The sequence below is a fragment of the Nocardia sp. NPDC055165 genome, assembly GCF_053606985.1.
This window is the reverse complement of record NZ_JBSGSS010000002.1, coordinates 70,842-87,552: the sequence shown is the minus strand read 5'-3', so window position 1 is coordinate 87,552 and position 16,711 is coordinate 70,842. Positions and strand designations below refer to the sequence as shown.

Annotated in this window: 16 protein-coding genes; 14 read left to right on the top strand and 2 right to left on the bottom strand. The window is 67.1% G+C overall.

Annotation, left to right across the window (positions count from 1 at the left end; genetic code table 11):
* Window positions 1-126 precede the first annotated feature (126 nt).
* Window positions 127-1,341, top strand: a complete 1,215-nt coding sequence (locus tag ACWFRF_RS04405) for an acyl-CoA dehydrogenase family protein (RefSeq protein ID WP_452448899.1) — start codon at window positions 127-129, stop codon at window positions 1,339-1,341.
* Window positions 1,342-1,355: 14 nt separating this feature from the next.
* On the opposite strand, the gene ACWFRF_RS04400 is transcribed toward ACWFRF_RS04405, so the two are convergent.
* Both ACWFRF_RS04400 and ACWFRF_RS04395 read right to left on the bottom strand, forming a co-directional pair.
* The gene (locus ACWFRF_RS04400) at window positions 1,356-2,273 is read right to left on the bottom strand and encodes an LLM class F420-dependent oxidoreductase (RefSeq protein ID WP_452449148.1); all 918 of its coding nucleotides are present in this window, start codon (window positions 2,271-2,273) and stop codon (window positions 1,356-1,358) included.
* 69 nt (window positions 2,274-2,342) lie between these two features.
* Complete coding sequence (locus ACWFRF_RS04395; protein ID WP_452448898.1) at window positions 2,343-3,455, bottom strand: diguanylate cyclase domain-containing protein; 1,113 nt, start codon at window positions 3,453-3,455, stop codon at window positions 2,343-2,345.
* A gap of 259 nt (window positions 3,456-3,714) precedes the next feature.
* Between ACWFRF_RS04395 and ACWFRF_RS04390 the strand changes: the two genes are divergently transcribed.
* The 13 genes from ACWFRF_RS04390 to ACWFRF_RS04330 all read left to right on the top strand — a co-directional run bounded on the left by ACWFRF_RS04390 (window position 3,715) and on the right by ACWFRF_RS04330 (window position 16,582).
* Window positions 3,715-4,368, top strand: coding sequence for a TetR family transcriptional regulator (locus ACWFRF_RS04390; RefSeq protein ID WP_378990286.1), 654 nt, complete (start codon window positions 3,715-3,717; stop codon window positions 4,366-4,368).
* A 301-nt stretch (window positions 4,369-4,669) separates the two neighbouring features.
* Window positions 4,670-5,164, top strand: a complete 495-nt coding sequence (locus tag ACWFRF_RS04385; protein ID WP_378990427.1) for a hypothetical protein — start codon at window positions 4,670-4,672, stop codon at window positions 5,162-5,164.
* A 2-nt stretch (window positions 5,165-5,166) separates the two neighbouring features.
* On the top strand, window positions 5,167-5,997 hold the full coding sequence (locus ACWFRF_RS04380; RefSeq protein WP_378990285.1) for an MlaE family ABC transporter permease: 831 nt from the start codon (window positions 5,167-5,169) through the stop codon (window positions 5,995-5,997).
* Window positions 5,997-6,851, top strand: coding sequence for an ABC transporter permease (locus tag ACWFRF_RS04375; RefSeq protein WP_378990283.1), 855 nt, complete (start codon window positions 5,997-5,999; stop codon window positions 6,849-6,851). Before ACWFRF_RS04380 ends, ACWFRF_RS04375 begins: the two co-directional genes overlap by 1 nt.
* Entirely contained in the window at window positions 6,852-8,117 is a 1,266-nt protein-coding gene (locus tag ACWFRF_RS04370) for an MlaD family protein (protein WP_379313191.1), read from the top strand. It abuts the gene before it with no gap.
* Window positions 8,114-9,151, top strand: a complete 1,038-nt coding sequence (locus tag ACWFRF_RS04365; protein ID WP_452448897.1) for an MlaD family protein — start codon at window positions 8,114-8,116, stop codon at window positions 9,149-9,151. The genes ACWFRF_RS04370 and ACWFRF_RS04365 overlap by 4 nt, the downstream gene beginning before the upstream one ends.
* Before the next feature lie 4 nt (window positions 9,152-9,155).
* Window positions 9,156-10,166 carry an MCE family protein gene (locus ACWFRF_RS04360; protein WP_452448896.1) on the top strand — a complete coding sequence of 337 codons (1,011 nt, stop codon included), beginning with the start codon at window positions 9,156-9,158 and terminating at the stop codon, window positions 10,164-10,166.
* Window positions 10,163-11,266 carry an MCE family protein gene (locus tag ACWFRF_RS04355; protein WP_452448895.1) on the top strand — a complete coding sequence of 368 codons (1,104 nt, stop codon included), beginning with the start codon at window positions 10,163-10,165 and terminating at the stop codon, window positions 11,264-11,266. Before ACWFRF_RS04360 ends, ACWFRF_RS04355 begins: the two co-directional genes overlap by 4 nt.
* Window positions 11,263-12,369 carry an MlaD family protein gene (locus tag ACWFRF_RS04350; RefSeq protein WP_452448894.1) on the top strand — a complete coding sequence of 369 codons (1,107 nt, stop codon included), beginning with the start codon at window positions 11,263-11,265 and terminating at the stop codon, window positions 12,367-12,369. Before ACWFRF_RS04355 ends, ACWFRF_RS04350 begins: the two co-directional genes overlap by 4 nt.
* Complete coding sequence (locus ACWFRF_RS04345) at window positions 12,366-13,652, top strand: MlaD family protein (protein WP_452448892.1); 1,287 nt, start codon at window positions 12,366-12,368, stop codon at window positions 13,650-13,652. The genes ACWFRF_RS04350 and ACWFRF_RS04345 overlap by 4 nt, the downstream gene beginning before the upstream one ends.
* Before the next feature lie 45 nt (window positions 13,653-13,697).
* Complete coding sequence (locus ACWFRF_RS04340; RefSeq protein WP_452448891.1) at window positions 13,698-14,309, top strand: hypothetical protein; 612 nt, start codon at window positions 13,698-13,700, stop codon at window positions 14,307-14,309.
* A 128-nt stretch (window positions 14,310-14,437) separates the two neighbouring features.
* Complete coding sequence (locus ACWFRF_RS04335) at window positions 14,438-15,715, top strand: cytochrome P450 (protein ID WP_452448889.1); 1,278 nt, start codon at window positions 14,438-14,440, stop codon at window positions 15,713-15,715.
* 30 nt (window positions 15,716-15,745) lie between these two features.
* On the top strand, window positions 15,746-16,582 hold the full coding sequence (locus tag ACWFRF_RS04330; RefSeq protein ID WP_452448888.1) for a mycofactocin-coupled SDR family oxidoreductase: 837 nt from the start codon (window positions 15,746-15,748) through the stop codon (window positions 16,580-16,582).
* Window positions 16,583-16,711 lie beyond the last annotated feature (129 nt).

Here is a 16,711-nt window from a genome sequence, read left to right as displayed (position 1 = left end):
TGTGATCGGGCCGATTCTATTGCTTCACCGCGGCCCGGTCGGCCCGCGATACTTGCCACATTCGGAGTCGCGCCGATTCGCGCAAGCCATCGATCTCGCCGCCGAGGCGAACCCGGGAGACCAGCGATGACCAGCACCGTCACACCCACCGTCGTTGCCAGCAGCACCTCCCCGCTCTCGGCGGCCGCCGCGCCGAGCGCCTTCTTCAGCACCGAGGACTACCACCGGTTCCACGCCCGCGCGGCCGGTTACGACGCTGAAAACGCCTTCTTCACCGAGGATTTCGAGGAACTGCGCGAGGCCGGGTACCTGCGCGCCGCGCTGCCGCCGCAGTACGGTGGCCGGGGCCTGTCGCTCAGCGAATTGTCCAGGGAGCAAAGGCAATTGGCGTATTGGGCGCCCGCGACCGCGCTCGCGGTGAACATGCATCTGTACTGGACCGGGCCCGCTGCCGCGCTGACCGTCTCCGGTGCCGAGGACTTCAGCTGGTTGCTCGCCGCGGTTCGCGACGGTGAGGTGTTCGCGGCCGGTCACGGTGAACGCGGAAACGATGTGGGACTGGATGATTCGGTGGTGAGCGCCCGGCGCCTGCCCGACGGCTCCTACCGCGTCGACGGCCGCAAGACCTTCACCTCGCTGGGCCCGGTGTGGACCTCGGTGGGTATCCACGCCCGTGACGACTCCGACCCCGCCGACCCGCACATCGTGCACCTGTTCGTCGCCCGCGACCAGCCGGGGGTGCGCACCGAGGAAACCTGGGACACCCTCGGCGTGCGGGCGACCCGCAGCGACGACACGATCTTCGACAACGCGCGTGCCGAAGCCGCGACGCTCGCGGGAACGCACGCGCCCGGCGGTGCCTACCCCCCGCTGATCAACGGCATCCTCGGCTGGTATCTGCCGCTGCTGGCCAATGTCTACTTCGGGATCGCCCGGCGGGCGCTCGATGTCGCGATCCTGCACGCCGGCACCCGCTCCTCGCTGGTCCCTGGTGTCGAGGCCCACGCCGGCAAACCGGCGGTACAACGCCAGATCGCCGAAGCCGAAATCCAGCTCGACGCCGCGTACGCACTGCTCGAGACGGCGACCCGGGACGCGGACGCCGGCGCCGATCTCGGCGTGTGGGCGGTTCCGCGTCTGTTCTCAGCGAAGGAATTCGCCACCAGGACAGCCAAGAACGTCGTCGACACCGCGGTGCAGGTGGTCGGCGCGTCGTCGGTCAGTCGCCGCAACGAACTCGAACGCCTCTACCGCGACGTCCGCACCGGACAACTCCATCCCCCCAACACCGATGCGATCCTCGACGTCGTCGGCCGCACCGCCCTCGGTCTGCTTCCCTGACCGCGATATCGATCTCAGAGCTGCGATTGCACCTCGGCGGCAATGAGTTCCAGGTGATCGAGATCGGCGAGATCGAGGATCTGGAGGTAGATCCGGCTCGCGCCGATCTCGCGGTAGCGGGCGATCTTGTCGACGACCTCGGCGGGCGAGCCGGCCAGGCCGTTGCTCGCGAGTTCGTCCACCTCGCGGCCGATCGCGGCGGCCCGGCGCGCTACCTCGGCATCGGTGCGCCCGACGCAGGCGACCAGGGCATTGGAGTAGATCAGCTCGTCGGTGCGCCCGGCCGCGCGCACCGCGGCGCGCACCCGGTCGAACTGGGCGGCGCTGTCGGCGATCGAGGCGAACGGCATGTTGAACTCGGTGGCATAGCGGGCCGCCAGGCGCGGGGTGCGGACCTTGCCGTTGCCGCCGATGATCACGGGCACCGGGTCTTGCACGGGCTTGGGTAGGGCGGGGGAGTCGGTGAGTTGATAGTGGGCTCCGTCGAAGCTGAACGTCGCCCCCGGCTTGGTGTCCCACAGTCCGGTGATGACGGCCAGTTGCTCTTCGAGCAGGCCGAACCTGTTGTCCGGGAACGGGATTCCGTACGCGGCGTGTTCGGCGGCGAACCAGCCGCTGCCGAGACCGAGTTCGACCCGCCCGTTCGACATCTGATCCACCTGGGCGATCTGGATGGCCAGCGGCCCCGGCAGCCGGAACGTGGCGGCGGTGACCAGGGTGCCCAGCCGGATGCGGGAGGTGTCCCTGGCCAGCCCGGCCAGGGTGATCCAGGCATCGGTCGGGCCGGGCAGGCCCGAGGCATCGCCCATCGCGAGGTAGTGGTCGGAACGGAAGAACGCGTCGAATTCGAGCTCCTCGGCGGCGCGGGCCACCGACAGCAACGTGTCGTAGTCGGCGCCCTGCTGGGGTTCGGTGAAGATGCGGAGGTCCATGATCACCATCGTGCCCGATGCGAACAGGTCCGGCGCGGCGGCGGCCTGATCGCCGGGCAACGATCGGCGCTACCGGCTGTTGTCCGGGTCGTCCGGGTGGCGGTGGTCCGGCGGCGGGCTGAGTTCGTCCACCACCACCAGGTTCCCGCCGGACTGCTTGGCCCGGTACATCGCCGCGTCGGCGGATTGCAGCAGTCGGTCCGCGGTCGGGCAGGGGCAGCGTGGACAGATCGTCGCGTCGAAAATCGCCACACCGACGCTCGCGGTGACAGCCACCGTGGTTTCCGGCGGTTCGGCGACCACTCGGCACAGCCGTTCGGCTTCCCTGCGCGCGGCGGCCGCGGAGATCGGGGCAGCCACCACGAATTCCTCCCCGCCCGTCCGCGCCACGACCGCCATCTCCCCGGCGGCATCGCGCAGCCGCCGGGCGGTGCGCATCAAGACGATGTCGCCGATGCGGTGGCCCCAGGTGTCGTTGACGCTTTTGAACCGGTCGAGGTCGAAGCAGATGACACACATCGCGGGATTGCGGTCCATCAGCTGTTGCAGCCGGTTCTCGAGACCGCGGCGGTTCAGCAGGTCGGTGAGCGGGTCCGACTGCGACTCGGTGCGCAGCAGCGAATAGAGCAGCTGGAACGCGGGCACCGCGCTGACCACTGACGCGAGTAGTAATGCGACCGCGAGGGCCAGTTCGATGCTCCCGCCGCCGGTGGCGATCCGCACCGAGAACACCACCACCGAGAGCAGCGACCACACCGAATGCACGGCCAGTGCTTTGGCGCTGTGGAAAAAGCTCAGGTAGCTGCCGGTGCCGAGGAGCAGGACGGTGCCCATCGCCCCGAACAGTCGATCCTGCAACTGGAGGAATTCCACCGTGAACAGCACATCGGCGCAGGCGATCAGGATCAGCGACTCGGTCCTGCTCGGCCAGGTCAGCAGCCACCAGCGCGCCGCCCACAGGGTTCCCGACAGCACTCCGATGGTCGAAGCGAGGCCGGGATGGCCGGGCGGTCCCACCGGTGTTCCCGCGATCACCGCGCCCATCACCGCGATCGCGGCTCCCGCGAGGCCGATCAGAATCTTCAGCGGAACCAGCGCCGACCTGGCGGCCAGCGTGCGGACGAGCCATCGGTAGTCGACAGGATCGTGCCACCAGTCCCGCAGCGTCTTGCCGTTGTTCATCGACTCACCCTTGGTCTCGACCGCATCGCCTATCTGTTGGTTGCGCGTGTGAGAATTCCAGAAAACCCACCCGCTGATCGGCAGTAGTCTAGGTCGGAGCGTCGCGGAATCCCGCCGGTTCGGTCCCGCCGCCGGGTTGCCCGCGGCGGTGGTGCCATCACGATCGGCGTCGGCTCATCGATGAAGAGCGCCAGGTCTGCGGAGTCGAGACGGTCGGCCCGGGAGTAGGTCAGTCGACCAGCGGCGATACCGTGGTGGAGTGAAACGGTCACCGGAAACGGACTCCTCGGTCCGGATCATCGACGTCGTGATGGAGATGTTGATGTCGGATGGGTACGACGATCTGCAGCTCAAGGAGGTCGCGCGTCGGGCCCAGGTTTCGCTCGCGACGGTATACAAGAAGTTCGCCACCCGTGACGAGTTGATGGTCGCCGCTGTCACTCGGTGGATGGCGATCAACAGCTATGCCGAACTGGAGTTGCCTGTTCCGGGTGAATCGCTGCGCGACGGGTTGGTCCGCGTCATCCGGCACGTCTTCGAGCCGTGGGAACGCAATCCCAGAATGCTCGAGGCCTACCATCGCGCGCGCAGCGGCATCGGTGGTAGGCAATTGGACGCACAGGGTGTGAGCGCCGTGTTGCCGGTCGCCGCGATGTTGTTCGATGGCTACGATCGCGACTATGTCGAGGACGTCGGACTGATCGTCACCAATTTGATCTACGCGTTGACCGGTCGATTCGTCGACAAGGATCTCGATGTGACCGAGATCCTGCCCATGCTCGAGCGTGCGATCGACCGATTGACCAGTGGCAGCGTGGCCGAAGCGGCGCGCGTTCGGGTGGCCGAGGGCGAGGAGGGCTCGTCGCCGCTCGTGTATCCCTCGTTGGCTGGTCCTTACGGGCCCGCCCGCTAGGCACGGACGGATCCCGCCGGCCGACGGCTCGAACAACCCGAATGACCTGCGGTAAGGCGAATTTCAGGGCTGTACGTCAAGGGCAAATCAATGTGACGTAGATCACTAGTTACTTGGATGAGACTGCTGTCACATGCTGAGTAACCGGATTACCGTGTGGTCGGCAGGGGCTCCGAGCGATCGAAATCCGGGCGTGGGGCGCACCTGTCGAGATCTTCAGATTCGAAGTTTGGATGGGAAGCACATGGCCGCACAATTCGTTGATTCCGCCCACTGGAGAGCCCACGCCCGCCGGCATCCGCTGCGATATCGCCTGGCCATCGTCGCGCCGAATGCCGTGGAAGTTGTTCGCTACGCGGGAGGTTGGCTCTTCGATCGAACAACCGCCGGGTGGGAAGTGACCGTGCTCGTCGACGACCACTCCGACGTGCGCCCGTTGCAGATCCTCGGTGCCACTGTGCTCGATATCGAACAGTCGCTGGCGGCCCCGAAACACGACACCTGGCCGCATGCGGTGGCTGTACCCACCCAGATGGTCGCGGACTGTCGTGTGCGCGATGGCATTCTGGACTGTCTCGACCACCGTTCGGCCGAGCTGTCGCTGTGGGGCGATGCCCTTCCGGCCGAACTGGCGGATCGAGTGAAGATCACCCACCATCGCGTCAGCCGGGCCGCGCGCGCGTTCAAAGCCTGCGCCTTGGCTACGGCGGGATTCCCCGCCGAAGAAGTCGGCCCCACCGAGATGTTCCGTGTCAGCGCGTCACGGACCACTGCTGGATTGGTCTCCGCGAGTTGACCATGGCAACGGCCGATCGTGAGATAGCCGAGTGGGCGCGCGGCTATCTGCGCCGACACCCGATTGCCGCCTTGGAAACGGTCGGTGGCCAATTCGTCCTCGGCATGCGCGCTGTGCGCTTTCTCGCCATCGACACGGTCACCGGTCGATTCGCGTTCCAGGAGTTCGTCAGACAGGCCGCGTTCATGGCGTCGTCGGCGGCCTTGCCGACGATCTTTGTCGCCCTGCCGATCGGAGTGACGCTGTCCATCCAGTTCGGGTTGCTGGCCGGGCAGGTCGGGGCGACCTCGCTCGCCGGTGCGGCGAGCGGGCTCGCGGTGATCCGGCAGGGGGCGCCGATGGTCGCGGCGCTGCTGATGGCTTCGGCGGTCGGCTCGGCGATCTGCGCGGATCTCGGGTCGCGCAAGATCCGCGACGAACTGGACGCCATGGAGATCATGGGTGTCTCGGTGATCCGCCGCCTGGTCGTCCCCCGGCTGGCGGCCGGGGTACTGATCGGGGTGTCGCTGACGGGAATCGTCTGCTTCGTCGGCTTTCTCGCGGGCTACTTGTTCAATGTCTTCGTTCAGGGCGGGGCGCCGGGAAGTTTCGTCGCGACGTTCTCGTCCTTCGCGACCGTGGACGATCTGGTGCTGACCATGATCAAAGCTGTTGTCTACGGGGCGATCGTCGCCGTGGTCGCCTGCGAGAAAGGGCTGACCACCAAGGGCGGTCCGGCGGGCGTGGCGAATTCGGTCAACTCGACAGTGGTTTCCTCGATCCTGCTGCTGATGATCGTGAACGTCGCCTTCACCCAGCTGTACATGATCTTGCTGCCACGGCAGGGGCTGTAATGGCCGCGCAGTACTACCCGCCGGGGGTGCGGCCGGTGCACCGGGCCGCGGTCCGGCTGGCCGCGGGGGCGATGCGGGTCGGCCATATGGGGACGTTCCTGATCCGGGCCCTGTTCTCGATTCCGGTGATGCTGCGGCACTACCGCAAGGAATTTCTGCGCATCCTGTCCGACATCACCTGGGGAAACGGTTCGATCGTCGTCGGCGGCGGCACCGCGGGCGTGATCATCGTGCTCGGCGCGGCGGGCGGTGCGATCGTGGGTCTGGAGGGCTACAACGCACTGCACCTGCTGGGCATGGAGCCCACTGTCGGGTTGATCGCCTCGACCGCCTCGACGAGGGAATTGGCGCCCATCATGGCTTCGCTGGCTTTCGCCGCCCAGGCTGGGTGCCGGTTCACCGCGCAACTCGGTGCGATGGGGATCGCCGAGGAGATCGAGGCGATGGAGGCGATGGCCATTCGCGCGGTTCCGTATCTGGTCAGTACCAGGATCCTCGCGTCGGTGGTCGCGATGTTCCCGCTGTATCTGGTCTGTCTGGCGGCCAACTACCTGGCGGTGGAAATAGTGGTCGGTCTGTCCGGCGGTCTATCGGCGGGCACCTATCAGCACTACTTCCAGCTGGTGCTCAACGGCCCCGACATCGTGTACTCGCTGATCAAGGCGATTCTGTTCGTGATCCTCACCTCGACGATCCAGTGCTACTACGGCTTCTACGCCGCGGGCGGCCCCCAGGGCGTCGGCACGGCCGCGGGCCGGGCGATGCGCGCGTCCATCTCGGTGATGATCGTGGTCAATCTGCTGCTGACCGTGGGTCTTTGGGGCATCGGTTCCAGCGCTCGGCTGGGAGGGTAGATGCCGGCGACTCCGTTTGAGAAGGATGGGCGAGGTCCCGGCGCATTCTCGCTGGTGCTGCGTGGCGTGGTGTTGATCGTGCTGACCGTAGCCATGGTCACGGCACTGTTGATGAAGTCGACGGGCCGCTTCGACGACAAGGTCGAAGTGATCGCCATGCTGGATCAGCTCGGCGATGGTCTGCCCGCCCGATCCGACGTGAAGTTTCGTGGTCTGCTGATCGGCGCGGTGTCCACGGTGGCGCTCGCCGACAACGGCGGTCCGAATCGGGTGACATTGCTGCTCGACCCGGCGTACGCCGGGAAAGTGCCGCGCACGGTGACCGCGCGGGTGGTGCCGAGCAATGTCTTCGCCGTGTCCTCGGTCCAGTTGGTGGACAACGGGCCCGGCCCCGGGCTGACCGCCGATACCGAGATCGCCCAGGACCGCGGCCTCGCGACCGTCCAGCTGCAGACCGCGTTGACCAAGTTGCGCGAGATCATCGCGAGTACGGGGCGGGTCGGGTCCGACACCACAGTCGGAATGCTCGCCGCGGTGGCCGCGGCCACGGATCGGCGGGGTGACGACATCGTGCGCGCCGGTGGGCAACTCGACCGGATCACCAGGGAATTCGATGCGCTACTCGCGCCGGATGGTGGGCCCTCGACCCTGGGCGCGATGGCCGAGGCGGTGCACGGACTCAACGCGGCGGCCCCGGACCTGCTCGATGCCCTGCACTCGGCGGTGCTTCCGCTGCGCACGGTCGCCGAACGCGAGGGTGAACTGATGAACCTGCTGTCCGCGGGCAACAACACCCTGTCCAAGGTGGGCGGCGGGCTGGCTCGACATACCGAGCAGATCGTCACAGTGACGAATGATCTGATGCCGGTCCTCGATGTATTGGGCGAGGGAGCCGGCAGTTTCGCACCGATCGTGGTCCGGATCAAAACGATCTCGGATCTGTGGTTCGCCGAGTTCTGGAACTCCGACACCCAGATGGGTACCGGCAAATTCCAGTTCCGGTTGAGCCCGCACACCGCCTACACCCGTGCGGACTGTCCCCGATACGGCCAGTTGGCCGCGCCGAGTTGCTCCACCGCACCGGACTCGATCCCCCAGCAGGAGTTGTCACCCAGTATGAATCCGCGGTCGTATTCGGTACCCCAGCTGGCGCCGGAACTGCAGGACCTGATCCGCCGGATTCTGGGCGGAGAGGCCAACGCCGCGGAATCGGTACTGGCGCAACTGCTCTCCGACAGTCCGCTCCCGGTGGGTGGCGGCCGATGAGTTTTCGTCGATCACTGATCGGGCTGAGCCTGTTCCTGGTCGTGTCCCTTGGACTGATCTGGGTCACCTTCGTGACGCTGCACCGCGGGGTGGACGGCTCGGCGAGAACGTACTCCGCGATCTTCAGCGATGTCACGGGCCTGCGCGCCGGCGACGATGTGCGGATGGCCGGGGTACGGGTGGGTCGCGTCGACGGGATCGCGCTGGTCGGCAATCGCGCCGAGGTGCGGTTCCGGGTCGAGGAACAACAGAAGGTGTTCGGGAACACGAAAGCCTCGATCACCTATCAGAATGTCATCGGCCAGCGCTATCTCGGCCTTTCCCTGGCCGACTTCGGGCAACCGCAGGAGGTGGCGCCCGGTGGCACGATCCCGCTCGAGCACACCGAATCCTCATTCGATATCTCGGTGCTGCTCAACGGGTTCGAGCCCCTGTTCGGTGGGCTGGATCCGCAGCAGGTCGACAATGTGACCGGAGCGCTGATCACCGCGCTCCAGGGCGACAACACCTCGCTGGTGCTGCTGATCGCGCAGGTTTCCACCCTGGCCGAGTCCGTTGCCGGTCCGGATCAGGTGCTCGGGGCGGTGATCACGAACCTGAGCCAGGTGGTGGGAGACCTGGCCGCGCACAGCGGCTCGGTGAGCACCCTGCTCACACAGTCGCGCTCGATCATCGACGGGCTCTCGCGTCACCGTGACGAGCTGATGGGGTCGTTGACGACCGTCGCGTCGGTGACCGGGCGCCTGGCCACCGTCGTCGAGGATGTGCGGCCACAGCTGAACGAATTCCTCACGCGCGAACCAGGATTCACCAAGCACTTCGAGCAGAACAAGGACAGTTTCGCCTACCTGGGCTTCAACCTGCCCGCGCTGCTGAAGGGGCTCGCCAGGGCGAGCCAGGAGGGGTCCTACCTCAACACCTACCTGTGCAACATGGGCGTGACGTTCCTGCCCGCGCTGGCCACCCTGGTACCGACCATCGTCGCTCTGGCCTCGCCGACCGGCGCCATCCAACAATCACCGATCTGCAGGTGAGGCAATGACATCGAAACAGCCTTCGAAAGCCGTGCTGGGGCTGATCGCGCTCGGACTGTTGCTCGCCATCGTCGCCGGGGCGGTGGGTTTCAACTCCCTCGGCGTCGGACAGCAGCGCTACGACGTCGAGTTCGCGCAGGCCGCCGGTCTGCGCGTGGGGGACGGGGTCACCGTCGCCGGTGTTCCGGTCGGCACGGTCGCGGGTCAGCGGCTGGCCGGTGACCGGGTGCTGGTCACCCTGAGCGTCGATCGATCGGCCGCCCTCGGCGCCGACACCCGCGCCGCCATCAAACTGACCACCCTGCTCGGCGCCCGCTACGTCGAACTGACCCCGGCGGGCGACGGCGAGATCGCCGATCACCGAATCGGTCTGTCGCGCACCGCCGTTCCCTACGATCTGCAGCAAGCACTCGACAACGCCACCGCGACATTCGAACAGATCGACTCCGGACGTATCGCCACCTCGCTCGACGCGCTGGCCAACCAACTCGACGGCGTGCCGACGGTATTGCCCGGGCTGCTGGGGAATCTGCGCTCGCTGGCCGCACTGCTGGGCAGCCGTCGCAACGAACTCGGCGCGCTCCTGACCGGCGTGCAACAGCTGACCACGGTGGTCAACGGTCAGCAGGGCGACCTCGCGGCCATCGTGGGCCAGGGCCGCGACCTGGTCACCGAGATTCTCGCGCGGCGCGGTGCGCTCCAGACCCTGATGGACTCGACGCGGCGGCTGGCGGATCAGGTCAGGGTGTTGGTCGTCGAGGATCGGCCCAAGATCGACGAACTGCTGCGCGGTTTCGACGGATTGCTCGGCAGCCTCGCCCGCCACGACGACCTGTTGCGCAACATCCTGCAGATCTTGCCCGTCCCCATCCGCAATTTCGCGAACGCGTCGGGCACCGCCAACGAGGTCGACTTCACCGCGCCCGCGGGGCCGCTGATCGATTCCTGGATGTGTGCGCTGAGCGGGCGTGCCGACCAGGTCGCGCTGGCCCCCTACTTCCAGGACTGCAAATGACACGACTCGCCACGCTGGTCAGGATCGTGCTGGTGCTCGGACTCGGCGCGCTCGCGGGGTGCGCGGGCAGCCCGAACGACACGGATTCGGTCATCACTGTGACGGCCCGATTCGACAACGGCGCCGGACTCTACGTCGGCAACGCCGTGGCCGTGCTCGGGATGCCGGTCGGTGAGGTCACCGCCATCACCCCGCGCGGTTCCCATGTCGAGGTCACCATGCGGGTCGAGGGCGCGGTCGCCATCCCGGCGGACGCGACCGCGGTGACCGTCTCGACCTCGGTACTGACCGATCGGCACGTCGAGTTCACGCCCGCCTACCGCGGCGGCGCCACTCTGGCCGATGGGGCGCAGCTCGGCCTCGACCGCACTCGCACCCCCATCGACTTCGACCGCTTGCTCGGCGCCGCCGACGGGATGGCCGCGCAGCTGGCCGGCGCGACTCCCGATACCGGTCCGATCGCGCGCCTGCTCGATACGTCCGCGCGGATCGCCTCGGGCAGCGGTCCGGAACTTCGGGCCACGATGAACGAACTGTCCGGGGCCCTGCGGCTCGGCGAGGACGGGGGAGCCCAGACCCAGGCGGCGATCACCGACATCGTCGAGCACCTGGCGGTCCTGATTCGCGCCGCGGCCGACAATGACCAGACGATCCGGGAATTCGGCAGTGCGACAGGACAATTGGGTGATGTCTTGGCCGATCTCCAGATCGGCGCGGGGGATACCGGCGCGCAGATCGTGCAGATCATGCAGCAGACCGACGACCTGCTGTCCCAGAACAGTGCGAGCCTGCGCTCCACGGTGACCAACGCGGGCACCGTCACCCACGCGCTCGCGGACTACCGCGAGGAGGTCGCCGAGTTCATCGACGTGACACCGCTGTTGCTGAACAACGCCTACAACGCCATCGATGTCGACTACCGCGGCGTCCGGGTGCACGCGCTGCTGGACAAGGTCTTCTTCGACGGCCAACTGGTGAAGGAGGTGTGCAACGTGCTGGGGCTACGCCAACTCGGTTGCAGCACAGGAACATTGCAGGATTTCGGGCCGGACTTCGGCATCACCGACATGCTAGAGGCGATGTCGAGGTTGCCGCGATGAGACAGCGATATCGGTCCGCGTCGACCCTGCTGCTGGCCGGGGTGGTACTCGCTACCGTGCCCGGCTGCGCGGTGGGTCTGGGTGATCTGCCGTTGCCCGCGCCCGGCGCAGGCGAGGGCGGCTATACGATCCACGCCGGCTTCGCCAATGCGCTGAACCTGCCCGAGCAGGCGAAGGTGCGGGTGCTCGGCGCCGACGTGGGCGAGGTCGCGCGGATGTCGGCACGCGACTACACCGCCGTGGTCACGATGCGCATTCAGCCGGGGGTGGCCCTGCCGGTGGGCACCCGGGCCGAATTACGCACCGCCACACCACTCGGCGATGTCTTCGTGGCGCTCACTCCGCCCGACGCCGCCGCTCCCGGCGGGCCGGTGCTGCGCGACGGCGACACCATCGCGCTGTCGGCCACGCAGGCCGCGGCCACCATCGAGGAGCTGCTCACCACCGCGTCGCTGCTGGTCAACGGTGGGGTGATCCGGAACCTGACCAATATCGTCAACGGTCTCGGACACGCCGTCGGCGACCGAGGCGCGAATCTCGCCGCGCTGCTGGACAGATCGACCAGAGTGGTGCAGGCACTGGCCGCGCGATCGGCCGATATCCGCACCGTACTGGTCGAAGTCGACCAGCTCACCCGGCAATTGCAGGAGCGGCGTCGTCCGCTCGGCGAGTTGGCCGACGTCGCGGGACCGGCGCTCACGGCCGCCACCGACAGTTCCCAGCAGGCGTTGACGCTGATCTGGCAGGTCGATCAGATCAGTCGGGAACTGGCGAAGTTCCCCGCCATCGACGGGTCCGCCGCGGGCATGGTCGCCGACGTCAACCGGCTCTCCGCGGGGCTCAACGCGGCCTCGACCGATCCCAATGCGAGTCTCGCGGCGATGAATTCGATTCTCGGACCGATCATCAAGATCACCAACGGAACCTCGGCGCACGTGAACGCCGATCTGCAGGACGTGACGATCGGTGCGGTGCCCGATCCGGCGCACCCCGGTGATCCGGGTAGTCGGATACCGGACGCGAGTGACTGGCAGGCTCTTGTCGGCACCCTGACCTACACCCTGCTCAAACTGCAGCAGCGCGTGACGGGAGCGGGCCGATGACACCTGCGCAGCGATTTCGGCTCGTGCTCGGCGTGCCCGCGCGCGTCGTGGTCGGCGCGGCCGTGCTCGGCAGCCGGTTCCGGTCCATCCTGTCCAGCGGCGCGCTTGTGCTTACCCTGATCGTCGGCATCGCGTATCTGATGTTCGGCGCCCTCGGCGTCGACCCCACGGCGGCCACCATGACCGTCCGGGTGCACCTCGCGCAGTCCGGTGGGCTGTTGACCGGGCAGAATGTCACCTTGCGAGGTGTCCCGATCGGTGAGGTCACCGCGATCGAGCTGACCTCGACCGGGTTGGTGGCCACCGCGGCGATCGACGCGCAGGCCCGGGTGCCCGTCGGTGGCGCGGTCCGGGTCGCGAGCCTGTCGCTGGCGGGCGAGCAGTATCTCGACTTCCGCCCGGTCGACGACGACGGCCCCTACCTGGCCGACGGCGCCGAGATCGAGGTGGAGCGGTCTTCGACGCCGGTGCCGCTGTGGCAGACCCTCGCGCAGCTGGATACCACGCTCGCGCAGGTGGATCCGGCACGGTTGGCGGCGATCGTCAAGGAACTCGGGGTGAGTGAGCAGGGCCCGCGCAAGCTCTCCGACATCATCGACGGCGGAATCTTTCTCGTCTCCACCTTGGATTCGGTGCTGCCCCAAACGGTCGGGCTGCTGCGCGACAGTCGGACGGTGCTGAGCACCGCGGCCGCCGCCTCGCCGGGACTGGGTGAATTCGCCGGTGACGCGGCACGAGTGATGTCGGGCGTGGAGGCGAAGTCGGGCGGATTCGTCGATCTGCTCGGCGCGGCGCCGGGCACGCTCGGTGCGCTGGACGCGGTGCTGGACCAGAACTCTCCCGGCGTGGTCGACCTGCTCGGCAACCTCACCACGGTGGCCGACATGGCGAACTCGCGAGTGCCTGCCCTGCGTGAGTTCTTCTTCCCGACCGAGCGCGCGGGCTCGACGCTGGGCAACCTCACCGCGGCATTCCACGACGGCGGCCTCTGGGGGCTGGTGAATCTGTACCCCCGCTACTCCTGCGATTACAACCTGCCGCGACATTCGCCGTCGCAGCCGGACTTCCCCGAGCCCTACCTCTACACCTATTGCCCGAACGAGGACCCGTCGGTCCTCGTGCGCGGCGCGCGCAACGCACCGCGCCCGCCGGGTTCGCGTGTTCCCGGTCCGCCGCCGCCGGGACAGGCGACCGCGACGCAGGCAATCCCGACTCCGCTCGGACCATGGACACTTCCGCTCACCTTCGCCGGGCCGGATCTGTCGACACCGGTACCTCGGTGAACGGCTTCCGGACTCGCACCGCACACCACCACGCTAGGAATTGCTATGAACGACACAGATACCAAGACCGAGACCGAATTGCTCGAACCGGCGGTAGTGAAGTCATCGGCGGATTCGGACCCGGCGCCGACAGACGAGCCGAAACAGGCAGGGCCGACGAAGCTACAGCTGATGCGGGCTATCGCGCGCCGGATCGCCGCGCCGGTCACCGTGCTGGCTGCCGTGGCAGCGCTGGTGGCGGCCGGCTTCCTCGGCTGGAAACTCGACGAGAAGTCCGACACCGACGCCGCCGCCGAAGCCGGGCTCGCGGCGGCGCGGGCCTACGCCGTCACCTTGACCAGCGTCGACTCCAACCACCTCGATCGTGATTTCGCGGCGGTGCTGGACGGATCGACCGGCGAGTTCAAGGACATGTACACCCGGTCGAGCGGGCAGCTGCGCCAGCTGTTGCTCGAGAACAAGGCGACCGGCACCGGGACCGTGCTCGATGCCGCGGTGAAATCGAAATCCGAGACCAAGGTCGAAGTGCTGTTGTTCATCGATCAGACGGTCACCAATATCGCCGCCGCCGATCCGCGCGTCGACCACAGCCGGGTCCAGATGACGATGGAACTCGTCAACGGACGCTGGCTGGCCAGCCGGGTCTACCTGCCCTAATCCTCTACCCGCTCGACCGCGCGGAGTTCCGTGCTCCCCGGTGGGAATGAGGTTCTCAAAAATGAATATGGTTGTTACCATCGAAGTGCGCGTCTTTGTCGCGGCTTCCCGATCACCTGGAGTTCTCCGTGACCGATTTCGATACAGTGAACTACTTCACCGACCCGGATCTGATTCCTGATCCCCATCCCTATTTCGATCATCTGCGGTCGAAGTGCCCGGTGACCCAGGAACCGCACTTCGGTGTGTACGCCGTCACCGGATATGAGGAATCGGCTGAGGTACTGAAGGATTCGTCGATCTTCTCCTCGGCTGTCGCCGTCGGCGGGCCGTTCCCGCCGCTGCCGTTCACGCCGGTCGGCGACGATATCAGCGACCTCATCGACCAGCATCGGACCGAGTTGCCGATGTTCGAGCACATGGTGACGATGGACCCGCCGCAACACACCTTCGCGCGGTCGGTGTTGAATCGTCTGCTCACGCCCGCGCGCTTGAAAGAAAACGAAGAATTCATGTGGCGGCTGGCGGACCAGCAGCTCAACGAATTCGTCGAGGCCGGCCAGTGTGAATTCCTTTCCCAGTACGCCAAGCCGTTCGCGCTTTTGGTCGTCGCGGATATGCTCGGCGTTCCCGAAGTCGATCACCAGCAATTCCGGGTCGTTCTCGGCGCGCCCCAGCCGGGCGCCCGACCCGGTGCTATCGACAACGAAGCTCTCTCCAGCAACCCGTTGGCCTGGCTGGACGAGAAATTCGTTTCCTACATCTCCGATCGCCGCAACGAGCCACGCGACGACGTACTGACGTCATTGGCGCTGGCGAAGTATCCGGACGGCTCCACGCCGGAGGTCCTCGATGTGGCGCGGTCGGCGACCTTCTTGTTCGCCGCGGGGCAGGAGACCACGGCCAAGGTGCTGGGTGCCGCGGTGCGGTTCATGGGCGATCACCCCGACGTGCAGCAGCGATTGCGCGAGGACCGCACCTTGATCCCGAACTTCATCGAGGAAACCCTGCGGATGGACGCACCGGTCAAGAGCGGGTTCCGGCTCGCCCGCCGTGCGACCACCGTCGGTGAGGTGGACATCCCGGCCGGCGGCCTGGTGATGTTCTGCCCCGGCGCGGCCAATCGCGATCCGCGCCGATTCGAGGACCCGCACGAGTTTCGTCTGGACCGCGACAACTTCCGTGAGCACATCGCGTTCGGACGCGGCGTGCACACCTGCCCGGGCGGTCCGCTCGCGCGGGTCGAGGGCCGGGTCTCGATCGAACGGATCCTGGACCAGCTGCTCGACATCGAGATCGACGCGGACAAGCACGGTCCGGTCGACGCGCGCACCTACGAGTACGAACCCACCTTCCTGCTGCGTGGGCTCAGCGAACTGCACATCCGCTTCACTCCCCAATCCTGACCACGACAACAACGACAGAGGTAGGTAATCATGACCGGACGGGTCGAAGGCAAGGTCGCGTTCATCACCGGAGCGGCGCGCGGTCAAGGCCGCAGTCACGCCGTGCGATTGGCGCAGGAAGGCGCCGACATCATCGCCATCGATGTCTGTAAGCAACTCGACAACGTGCCGTTCGCGATGTCGACCCCGGAGGATCTGGCGACCACCGCCGACCTCATCCGGGCACAGGGCCGTCGCGTGGTCACCGCCGAGGTCGATGTCCGCGACTACGACGGGCTCAAGGTCGCGGTCGACGGAGCGGTCGCCGAACTGGGCAGGCTCGACATCATCGTCGCCAACGCCGGGATCGGCAACGAGGGCGGCGCGCTGGTCGATCTGCAGGAGAACCTGTGGGACGACATGATCGACGTCAACCTCGGCGGCGTCTGGAAATCGGTGAAAGCCGCTGTGCCGCATGTGATCGCCGGCGAGCGCGGCGGCTCGGTGATCCTGACGAGCTCGGTGGGCGGGCTCAAGGCCTACCCCAATATCGGCCACTATGTCGCGGCCAAGCACGGTGTCGTCGGACTCATGCGGACCTTCGCGGTGGAACTGGCGCAGCACTCCATCCGGGTGAACTCGGTCCACCCGACGCACGTGAACACGCCCATGGTGATGAACGAGGGCACCTACAAGCTGTTCCGCCCGGATCTGGAGAGCCCCGGCCCCGCCGACCTCGAGCCGATCGCCCGGTTGTTCCACACCCTGCCGGTGGCCTGGATCGAGCCCGAGGATGTCAGCAACGCGGTGCTGTATCTGGCCTCCGACGAGGCTCGCTACGTCACCGGTGTGCCCCTGCCGATCGACGCGGGCGGAATGCTCAAGTAATCACCCCGGTCGCGCCGCCCCGGGGGGGGGGGGCGGCCCCCCGCAAAAGGGGGGGGTGGGGGGGGGCGGCAGGGGCCAACACCGCGCCGCGGAGGAGGGGGGCAACGGGCGGCCCAAACCAACGGCCCC